Raw genomic sequence first — 7748 nt, forward strand, 5'->3', positions numbered from 1 at the left:
GGTCGTTGTGGAGCGCGGCACCGAGCGCGCGGGCGTCGCCGGCCCGCAGCGCCTGCATGAGCGGCACGTCGGCCTCGGGGTCCGGCTCGGCGAGGGCGTCGTGCCCGTGCAGCTCGTCGAACGCGCGGTACACGGCGGGCGTCGACAGCCCGCGGTGCTGCACGGCGAACGCCCAGTGGAACTCGCCGCGCGTGAGGGCCGGCGTGAGCAGATGGCCGCGACCGGACCCGACGGCGGTGTGGCCGGTCAGCGAGAACGGCACGTCGGACCCGAGGCTCGCGGCGAGGTCCAGCAGGTCGTCGCGGCTCAGGCCGGTCCGCCAGAGCGCGTCGCACGCGACGAGCGCGGCAGCGGCGTCGGCCGAGCCGCCCGCCATGCCGCCCGCGACGGGGACGTCCTTGACGACGTGCAGGTGCACGCCCGTGTCGATCCCGACGCGCTCGGCGAGCAGGCGCGCGGCCTGGAGCGCGAGGTTGCCGTCGTCGGTCGGCACGACCTCCGCCTGCGGGCCGCTCACGCTGAGCTCGAAGGTCTCGGAGGGCGTCGCGACGACCTCCTCGAAGACGCCGACCGCCTGGAACACCGTCGACAGCGGGTGGTAGCCGTCCTCGTCGCGCGGGCCGACCCGCAGCGACAGGTTGATCTTCCCGGGCGCGCGGACCCTGACCTCGTGCTCGGGCAGCGGGGCCACGGGGGTCAGCGTCACGGCTCCACTGTGCCAGGTCCGCCAGGACCCGCGCCCGCGGGGGACGCCAGCTGCTCGGCGATGCGCGCGAACGCCTCGATGTCGAGCCGCTCGCCCCGGGCCTGCGGGTCCACCCCTGCGGCGACGAGCGCGGCCTGCGCGGCGTCGGCCGACCCGGCGAGCGTCGCGAGGGCCGGGCGCAGCATCTTGCGCCGCTGCGCGAACGCCGCGTCGACGACCGCGAACACCTCCTCGCGGGCCGCGGTGGTGCTCGGCGGCTCGCGTCGGTCGAGCCGGACCAGCGCGGAGTCGACGTTCGGCACGGGCCAGAACACGCTGCGGCCGACCGTTGCGGTGCGACGCGCGTGCGTGTACCAGGCGGCCTTCGCCGACGGCACGCCGTACGTGCGGCTGCCGGGCGGTGCGGCCAGGCGGTCGGCGACCTCGGCCTGCACCATGACGAGCGCGCGCTCCAGGGAGTCGAACCGCTCGAGGAACGTGAGCAGCACGGGGACGGACACGTTGTACGGGAGGTTGGCGACGAGCGCGACGGGCGGCTTCCCCGGGAGCTCGCGCACCTCGAGGGCGTCGCGCAGCACGACGGTCAGGCGGTCACGGCCGTCCGCGTCGCGCAGCACGACGACCGGCGAGCCGTCCAGGTCGTCGGCCTGCGCCACCGTGAGCCCGGGCACGTGCTCCGCGACCGTGCCGGGCAGCAGCCGCGCGAGGACCGGGTCGATCTCGACCGCGACGACGTCCGCGTCCGCCTCGAGCAGCCCGAGCGTCAGCGACCCGAGCCCGGGGCCGACCTCGACGACGCGCTCCCCCGGCCCGACGTCCGCCTGCCGCACGATCTTGCGGACCGTGCCCGCGTCGAGCACGAAGTTCTGCCCGAGGGTCTTGGTGGGCCGCACCCCGGCCCGCTCGGCGAGCGCCCGGATCTCCGCGGGCCCGAGCAGCGAGGTCGACATGGCGAAGAGCCTAGGCGCTCGCGCGGGGACGCCGACGCCCGCCGACCCCGGGCGGGGCGGCGGGCGTCGGGACGCGTGGCGTCAGGAGCGCGTCAGGTGCGCGTCAGGAGAAGAGGTACTTCCCGCAGTGGGGCCACTGGCCCGCACCGGAGCGGTTGTACAACATCTTCGCGCGCGCGGTCTGCTCGTCGGGGCTGGCCTGGGACGGGAGGCCGGCGCCGCCGACCGCCTGCCACGTCGCCACCGAGAACTGGTAGAGCCCGTGGTACTTGCCCGTCGACGACACGGCCGACGGGTTGCCGCCGGACTCGCACTTCGCGAGCGCGGCCCAGTTGAGCGAGTCGGCGCTGCCGCCCGCCGTGATCGGGCCGGCGGCGGCCGTCGAGCCGGACGACGTCGCCTTGGGCGCGGGCGCCGGGCGGGCCTTGGTGCCGGTCTTGACGAGCTCGTCGACCGGGGCCTGCGTGATCTGGTCGGACACGGTCTCGCGGGCCGTCTCGACGCCGTCGACCGTCGTGACGCGCTCGACGAGCGTGCGCACGCCCGCGACGCCCGCGACGGCGACCTTGCGCTGGCCGGTGTAGAGGCTCGCGTCCTCCTGCGTGCTCGACGCGAACGGCACCGCGTGCGTCGAGGCGACCTCCTGCACGGCGACGCGGTTCACGACGACCTGCACGCGCCCCTCGGGCGACTGGCGGACGGAGACCCGGTCGAGCGGGTTGAGCGTGATGCCGAGCTCGCCGAGGACCTGCGCGACGCGTGCGTCCCCGTCCGGCGTCTGCAGCGTCTGGCCGTCGACGAGGACGTCGGCGGAGCCGTGCAGCGTCAGGTCGAGCGCGAGCTCGGGGCGGCCGCCGGCGGCGGAACGGGACGCGACGAGGGCGACGTCGCTCGCGCGGGACGCGAGCGTGTCGAGCGCCTCGTCGGCGGTGATCGCGGTGGTCCACACCGGCTTCTCGGTCCCGTCGAGGGAGACGGTCACCTGGCGCGCGTGGCGCACGACGACGTCGGTGCCCTCGGTGAGCGCACCGCTCGGCGTGACGACGTCGCGCTCGCCGAGCTGGACGCCGTGCTCGGCGAGCAGCCCGTCGACGGAGCCGGCGAACGTCGTGACGCGCACGACCTCACCGTCGACGTCGAGCGTCACGGCCTTGTTCGCGTGGGCGTAGCCGGCCGTCGCGCCACCCACGAGGATGACCGTGGCGGCGGCGACGAGCGGGACCAGTCGACGACCGGACCGGAGGCCCTTCGTCGCGGTGACCTGACCGTCGGTGGCGGTCGGGGTCTCGTCCCCCGGCGTCTGGGGGGACTCGGCGCTGGTGCGCGCGAAGGGACTGCGGAATCGGGTCGTGAAGGTCACGAGGCTCCAGCCGTCGTCGTGCCCGGGCACGGGGTCCAGGTCGCGCCCTCGCAGGGCACCCGGTGGGCGCGTGGCTCGTGGCGCACACGGGAGGTCGGCCCTCAGGCCGTCCCCCACCGGTCCCGGATCCCCGATCCGGCCGTCGTGACGGCTGCTGTCCGAGCCGTCGGGCGGGTCCCGCGCCGTCGTCACGACCGCCGTGCGTCGGATGCACACGGAGGCCCGGACGGGCAGGACCGACACGCGACCGTAACGGAACCGTGACAGATCTCCAACCCCGTGCCGGGGTCCGACCGGGGTGAAAGAGGTCACACCTCGACGTCGCCGCAGGTCAGGGCCGCGCGGCCCCGACGGTCAGTACCAGCCCTTGGCCTGGCTGTGCGCCCACGCGCCGCACGGCGTGCCGTACCGGGCGCTGATGTAGTTGAGGCCCCAGGTGATCTGCGTCGCGGGGTTCGTCTGCCAGTCCGCGCCGACCGTCGCCATCTTCGAACCGGGCAGCGCCTGCGGGATGCCGTACGCCCCCGACGACCTGTTCTCGGCGTTGACGCGCCAGCCGCTCTCCTTGTTCCAGAGCGACAGCAGGCAGGCGAACTGGTCGTCGCCCCAGCCGCGCGCCGCGGCCATCTCCTTGCCCATCGCCTGCGCCGTGCCCGGCTCGACCGCGACCGTCGACGGGTCGGGGAGCTCCGCGGTGCCGACCCGCACGACCTGCGTCACGGGTGGCGTGGTGACGACCGACGTGATGGGCGTCCGGCCGACGACGACCCCGCCGACGACCTGCAGCTCGTACGTCGTCGTGCGCACACCCGCGCGCCCCTTGGTCTTGACGACCTTGTTGCCCTTGACGAGCGTCGGGTCCTCGACCTCCTGCGTCTCGAACGGCATCGCCTCGGTGAGCGTCTCGCCGCCCGTGCCGGCCCGCGTGACCAGCACGACGAGGCCGTCGACCGCGGTGGCGTCGAGCGGCACCGAGACCTTGTCGCCCTCGTTGAGCACCAGACCGACGTCCTTGAGCGCGTCGCGCACGACCGCGGCACTGCTCAGGCCGTCGATGACCTGGCCGTCGACGACGAGGTGGATCGTCTTGAGGGTGGAGACGCGCAGCACGTCGCCGCGCTCGAGCGCCGAGCTGCGGGACGCCGAGAGCCGCACCTCGCCGCCGCGGAGGCCGAGCCCGTCGACGGCCTCACCCACGGTGAGCGCCGTGCTCCAGACCGTCCGCTCCTCGCCGTCGACCTCGACCTGGAGCTCGTGACCGTGCCGCACGACGATCTGCCCGCCGCGCGCGATCGGGTCCCCGAGCCCGGGGGCCACGAGGTCGCGCTCGCCGACCTGCACGTCGCTGCCCTCGAGCACGTCGGCGACCGTCCGGCCGAACGCCTGCACCTCGACCGACCGCCCGTCGACGTCGAGCGTGACCTCCTTGTGCAGCACCGCGAACGCGCTGGTCACGCCGACGACGAGCGCCAGGACCACGGCCCGCGCGAGGGCGGGCAGCGCGCGCGACCGCGCAGCGGTCACGGGCGGGTGGGCAGGGCGCACGCGGTGAGTCCTTCGGGCCGGGAGGGGACGGCTCGGGCGACCCTCGCGGACCACCCTGCGGCGACCGACGTGGACGCCTGTCCGACCGTAACCGATCCGTGACCCGGCCGACCACCCACGGCCGGACCCCGGACGCCCGCCGACGTGCGCGCGCACCGCCCGTGACGACGCGACCCCGGGGTCACCAGGGACCGTAGACCTGCTCCGCCGTCGCCGAGACGCCCGCGCACACGTCCTCGAGCGACCGGCCCGTGACCTCGGCGACCGTGCGCACCGTGCCCGGCAGCAGGTACGGCGCGTTCGGGCGGCCGCGGAACGGGTGGACCGTGAGGTACGGCGCGTCGGTCTCGACCATCAGCAGCCCGGGCGGGACCTCGCGCAGCGCCGCGCGCAGGTCGTCGTTCGCACCGAACGAGACCGGCCCCGCGAACGACAGGAACCAGCCGTGCGACACCGCGAGCCGCGCGAGCTCCGCGTCGCCCGAGAAGCAGTGGAACACCGTCCGCTCGGGCGCACCGTCCGCGAGCAGGACCTCGACGACCTCGGCGTGCGCGTCGCGGTCGTGGATCTGCAGAGCCAGCCCGAGCTCCTTGGCCAGCGCGACGTGGGCCCGGAACGCCTCCCGCTGCACCTCGCGACCCCGCGGGCCCGCACGGAAGAAGTCGAGCCCCGTCTCCCCGATCGCCCGCACCCGCGGTGTCGCGCGCGCGACCGCCGCCACGCGCGCGAGCGCCTCGTCGAGCGGGACGTCCTCGTGCACGAACCGCGGGTCCGGCGCGAGCCCGTCGGGCGCGACCTCCCGGACACCCGCGTGCAGCACGGCCTCGTTCGGGTGGATCGCCACGGCCCCGAGCAGCGCGGGGTGCGCCTGCACCAGGTCCGCCGTCAGGACGACCGACTCGTAGTCGCAGCCGACCTGCACCATCCGGTCGACGCCCGCGGCTGCGGCCCGGGTCAGGTGGTCGTCGAGCGTCGGCGCGGGTGCGTCCGGCACCGCGGCGCCGCCGTCGGACCGCTGCCAGCCGTCGGCCACCCACCCCAGCACCGACTCGAGGTGCGTGTGGTTGTCGACGACCGGCAGCGGCAGCGGCTCCGGCGGCGGGGGCCAGCCGCGGTCGCGCGTGCGTGCCACGTCAGGCCCGCTCGGCGCGCGCGATCTCCTCCTCGACGATCGCGTCGTCGAGCTTCGTGAAGACCGGCACCGGCTTGTCGACCGCCGTGCCCGCGACCAGCGGCACCGACGCCCACCGCGGGGTCGCCGCGTAGTCGCCCGTGATGATCGGGTACGAGCGCGACGCGTCGTCGAGGTCCTCGACCTCGTCGATGCGCGGCATGGGCGCGAACGTGCCCGACCCGCCCAGCGTCTCGTGCACCTTCTGCGCCGCGAACGGCAGGAACGGCGCGAGCATCGTGTTCGCGTCGGCCACCGCCTGCGCGGCCGTGTGGAGCACCGTGCCGAGACGCTCGCGGTCGGCCTTGAGCTTCCACGGCTCGGTCTCCGAGAGGTACCGGTTCGCCTCCTGCACGACGCGCATCGCCTCGCCGATCGCGGCCCGGTTGCGGTGCTCGCCCAGCAGCTTGCCGACCGTGCCGAACCCGGCCGCCGTCGTCGCGCGCAGCGCCTCGTCCACCGGCTGCAGCGCGCCCGCCTCGGGGATCGCGCCGAAGTTCGTGTGGATCATGTTCGCGGTCCGGTTCACCAGGTTGCCCCAGCCCGCGACGAGCTCGTCGTTCGTCCGGCGCTTGAAGTCCGCCCACGTGAAGTCGGCGTCCTGCGTCTCCGGCCCCGCGACCGACAGGTAGTAGCGCAGCGCGTCCGGCTGGTAGCGGGACAGCATGTCGCGCACCAGGATGACGACCCCGCGCGACGTGCTGAACTGCTCGCCCGCGACGTTGAGGTACTCGCTCGAGACGACCTCGGTGGGCAGCTGGAGGTTGCCGTAGACGCCGGGCTCGCCACCCCGCGACCCGCGCCCGTCGTAGCCCATGAGCTCCGCCGGCCAGATCTGCGAGTGGAACGTGATGTTGTCCTTGCCCATGAAGTAGTACGACAGGGCCTCGGGGTCGTTCCACCAGCCGCGCCACGCCTCGGGATCGCCCGTGCGCCGCGCCCACTCGATCGACGCGGACAGGTACCCGATGACCGCGTCGAACCAGACGTACAGGCGCTTGTTCGGGTTCTCCTCCCAGCCCGGCAGCGGCACCGGGATGCCCCAGTCGATGTCCCGCGTCATCGCACGCGGACGCATGTCGTCGATGAGGTTGAGGCTGAAGTTCAGGACGTTCGGGCGCCAGCCCTGCCGCGTGCTCAGCCACTGCTCGAGCGCCTGGGCGAACGCGGGCAGGTCGAGGAAGAAGTGGGTCGACTCGACGAACTTCGGGGTCTCGCCGTTGATCCGGCTCTTGGGGTTGATGAGGTCGATCGCGTCGAGCTGGTTGCCGCAGTTGTCGCACTGGTCGCCGCGCGCGCCGTCGTAGCCGCAGATCGGGCACGTGCCCTCGATGTAGCGGTCCGGCAGCGTGCGGCCCGTGCTCGGGCTGATCGCGCCCATGGTCTGCTGCTCGACCATGTACCCGTTCTTGTGCACCGTGCGGAACATCTCCTGCACGACCGCGTAGTGGTTGCGCGTCGTCGTCCGCGTGAACAGGTCGTACGACAGGCCGAGCTGCGCGAGGTCCTCGACGATCACGCGGTTGTAGCGGTCCGCGAGCGCCTGCGGGCTCACGCCCTCCTTCTCCGCCTGCACGAGGATCGGCGTCCCGTGCTCGTCCGTGCCCGACACCATGAGCACGTCGTGGCCCGCCATCCGCATGTAGCGGGAGAAGACGTCCGACGGGACGCCGAAGCCGGCGACGTGACCGATGTGGCGGGGGCCGTTCGCGTAGGGCCACGCGACGGCCGACAGGATGCGGGACATGCGCCCGATCCTAGGTGAGCGGGTCGGACCCGGTCGTCGCAGTTCCGGGGCGCGCGTCAGTCGTCGTACAGGCGGTCGCGGGCCTCGGCGTCCTCGACGGGCACGAACGTCGCGCGGTCGCCCGACACGTCCCAGCCGCGCTCGTCCCGCGCGGCCGGCGGGATGCGGATCGGCTGCGTGTCGCCGGGACGGTACGCGGGCTCGCGCACGGGCGACCCGGCACGGTCGGAGGGCGACGCGGGCTCCGTCGCACCGCCGGGGACGGGTTG

General features: G+C 74.3%; 7 protein-coding genes. All 7 read right to left on the reverse strand.

Annotated elements, in window-relative coordinates:
• The coding region (locus HGA02_RS06285; RefSeq protein WP_168678293.1) for a 4-(cytidine 5'-diphospho)-2-C-methyl-D-erythritol kinase at positions 1-706 on the reverse strand (706 nt) is incomplete at its 3' end.
• Positions 703-1656 (reverse strand): 16S rRNA (adenine(1518)-N(6)/adenine(1519)-N(6))-dimethyltransferase RsmA, encoded by a 954-nt coding sequence (rsmA, locus tag HGA02_RS06290; protein ID WP_168678295.1) that lies wholly within the window; start codon positions 1654-1656, stop codon positions 703-705. The genes rsmA and HGA02_RS06285, both read right to left, overlap by 4 nt.
• A gap of 103 nt (positions 1657-1759) precedes the next feature.
• A complete protein-coding gene (locus tag HGA02_RS06295) occupies positions 1760-3046 on the reverse strand; it encodes a resuscitation-promoting factor (RefSeq protein ID WP_343035319.1) in 1287 nt (428 codons plus the stop codon).
• A gap of 324 nt (positions 3047-3370) precedes the next feature.
• On the reverse strand, positions 3371-4561 hold the full coding sequence (locus HGA02_RS06300; RefSeq protein WP_343035320.1) for a resuscitation-promoting factor: 1191 nt from the start codon (positions 4559-4561) through the stop codon (positions 3371-3373).
• A 181-nt stretch (positions 4562-4742) separates the two neighbouring features.
• Complete coding sequence (locus HGA02_RS06305) at positions 4743-5693, reverse strand: TatD family hydrolase (RefSeq protein ID WP_168678297.1); 951 nt, start codon at positions 5691-5693, stop codon at positions 4743-4745.
• Position 5694: 1 nt separating this feature from the next.
• Positions 5695-7479 carry a methionine--tRNA ligase gene (metG, locus tag HGA02_RS06310; RefSeq protein WP_168678298.1) on the reverse strand — a complete coding sequence of 595 codons (1785 nt, stop codon included), beginning with the start codon at positions 7477-7479 and terminating at the stop codon, positions 5695-5697.
• Between the two features lie 56 nt (positions 7480-7535).
• Positions 7536-7748: hypothetical protein (locus HGA02_RS06315; protein WP_210728239.1), on the reverse strand; the 213-nt coding region annotated here is incomplete at its 5' end.

It is taken from the genome of Cellulomonas septica, assembly GCF_012396155.1.
Classification (GTDB): domain Bacteria; phylum Actinomycetota; class Actinomycetes; order Actinomycetales; family Cellulomonadaceae; genus Cellulomonas; species Cellulomonas septica.

Excerpts from the sequence above, each read along its gene's own strand:
- rsmA (WP_168678295.1), bottom strand. The coding sequence starts at position 1,656 with ATGTCGACCTCGCTGCTCGGGCCCGCGGAGATCCGGGCGCTCGCCGAG.
- metG (WP_168678298.1), bottom strand. The coding sequence starts at position 7,479 with ATGTCCCGCATCCTGTCGGCCGTCGCGTGGCCCTACGCGAACGGCCCC.